Source organism: Nocardioides sp. (genome assembly GCF_034670285.1).
Classification (GTDB): Bacteria; Actinomycetota; Actinomycetes; order Propionibacteriales; family Nocardioidaceae; genus Nocardioides.
This window is the reverse complement of the sequence record NZ_JAXMNS010000526.1, coordinates 1-2,083: the sequence shown is the minus strand read 5'-3', so window position 1 is coordinate 2,083 and position 2,083 is coordinate 1. Positions and strand designations below refer to the sequence as shown.

Annotated in this window: 3 protein-coding genes; 1 reads left to right on the top strand and 2 read right to left on the bottom strand. The window is 69.2% G+C overall.

The window, feature by feature from the left end:
• A partial coding sequence (locus tag VOI19_RS18580) for an NCS2 family permease (protein ID WP_323794426.1) occupies positions 1-1,237 on the top strand: 1,237 nt, incomplete at its 5' end.
• Between the two features lie 34 nt (positions 1,238-1,271).
• Here the strand turns inward: VOI19_RS18580 and VOI19_RS18575 are convergent.
• Both VOI19_RS18575 and VOI19_RS18570 read right to left on the bottom strand, forming a co-directional pair.
• A complete protein-coding gene (locus tag VOI19_RS18575) occupies positions 1,272-1,709 on the bottom strand; it encodes a nitroreductase family deazaflavin-dependent oxidoreductase (RefSeq protein ID WP_323794425.1) in 438 nt (145 codons plus the stop codon).
• Positions 1,710-1,768: 59 nt separating this feature from the next.
• Positions 1,769-2,083 (bottom strand): Rieske (2Fe-2S) protein (locus tag VOI19_RS18570; RefSeq protein WP_323794424.1); only part of this gene is annotated, 315 nt, incomplete at its 5' end.

The window sequence follows — 2,083 nt, the reverse complement described above, 5'->3', positions numbered from 1 at the left end:
CGCGGGCACCGCTCTGGTGGCGGGGGTGCTGACGATCCTGATGGGCTCGCTGGCCAACTTCCCGCTGGCCCTGGCAGCCGGGCTCGGCCTCAACGCTTTCGTCGCGTTCTCGATCGCCAACCAGTCGACCTGGGCCGACGCGATGGGCCTGGTGGTCCTCGAGGGCATCATCATTCTGGTGCTGGTGCTGACCGGATTTCGCACCGCCGTGTTCCACGCCGTACCGACTCAGCTAAAGGTCGGGATTTCGGTCGGGATCGGGCTGTTCATCGCGCTGATCGGCTTCGTCGACGCCGGCTTCGTCAGTCGGATCCCCGACGCCGCCGGCACCACGGTGCCGGTTCAGCTCGGCTCGACCGGCACGCTGTCGGGCTGGCCGGTGCTGGTCTTCGCCGGAGGTCTCGTGCTGCTGGTGGCGCTGTGGGTGCGCAAGGTGCGCGGCGCGATCCTGATCGCCATCGTGTCGGCGACCGTGGTGGCACTGATCCTCGAAGCGGTGCTCGACCTCGGTCCGGCCTTCGAGAACGAGGGTGGCTGGGCCCTCACGGTGCCCCGCTTCGATGGCTTCGTCGACCTGCCCGACTTCGGCACGCTGGGCCAGTTCTCGCTGTTCGGCGCCTTCGCGTCGATCGGTGTGATCGCCGCGCTCCTGCTCGTCTTCTCGCTCATGCTCGCCGACTTCTTCGACACGATGGGCACGATGACCGCCATCGGTGCCGAGGCCGGCCTCAACGACGAGGAGGGCACCCCGCCAAACATGCAGCGGATCCTGGTCGTCGACTCGATCGCCGCGATCGCAGGAGGTGCCGGCGGGGTCTCGTCCAACACGTCCTACATCGAGTCCGCCAGCGGCGTGGGCGAGGGCGCCCGCACCGGCCTGTCCTCGCTCGTCACCGGCGCGCTGTTCCTGCTCACGATGTTCTTCGCCCCGGTCGTGGAAGCGATCCCGTCGGAGGCCGCGGTGCCGGCGCTGGTGCTGGTCGGCTTCCTGATGATGCAGCAGGTCGCCAAGATCGACTGGTCGGACGTCGAGATCGCGCTGCCGGCGTTTCTGACCATCGTGCTGATGCCCTTCACCTACTCGATCACCGTGGGGATCGGTGCGGGCTTCCTGGCCTACGTGCTGATCAAGCTCGTGGTCGGCAAGGTGTCAGCGGTGCACCCGCTGCTGTGGGTGGTCTCGGTGCTGTTCGTCATCTACTTCGCCATCGACCCGATCACCGACCTGCTCACCTGAGCGGGCCGGCGGGACCGGAGCGAGGGGGGTCGGTTCAGCTGACCGGCTCGAGCACGAAGACGGGGATCTCGCGCTCGGTCTTGGCCTGGTAGTCGTCGTAGTCGGGCCACACGGCGGTCGCACGCTCCCACCAGGTGGCGCGCTCCTCGCCGGTGATCTCGCGGGCGACGTACTCCATCGGCTCGGGGCCGTCCTGCACGTCGACCCGGGGGTCGGCGACGAAGTTGTGATACCAGGCCGGGTGCTCGGGGGCGCCGCCCTGCGAGGCCACCGCGGCGTAGGTGCCGCCGTGCTGGACGCGCATCAGCGGGGTCTTGCGCAGCTTGCCGGACTTGGCTCCGCGAGAGGTGAAAACCACGATCGGGACGTCGCGCATGGTGTTGCCCTCGGTCCCTCCGGTGCGCTCGTAGAGCGCGACCTGGTCGCGCACCCACTCGGACGGGCTGGGCTCGTACTCGCCTTGAAGGGTCATGCCCGCCCCAACGCCGCGGGGTCGGTGAGGATTCCTCGACCCCGCGGCCGGGTGAGGCGTCAGCCCTTCAGGCGCAGGTTCGTGCCGTCCTTCACGACCGTGCGACGACGCAGCGGGACGACCCGCGTGAGCGTCTTGAACATGGTGCCGAGCCCGGGAATCTTGGCGAAGACGCCCTGCGGGCCCTTGACCATGTGGCCGGTGCTGACGTCGTACTCCGACTGGTGCCAGGGGCAGACCAGGCAGCCGTCGGCGGAGATCTTGCCGCCGGCGAGGTCGGCGCCGAGGTGGCGGCAGCGGCGGCTGACGGCGAAGTGGTCGCCGCCCTTGTTGCCCACGGCGTAGCCACCGACCCCGGTGACGGTGCCGTCGGG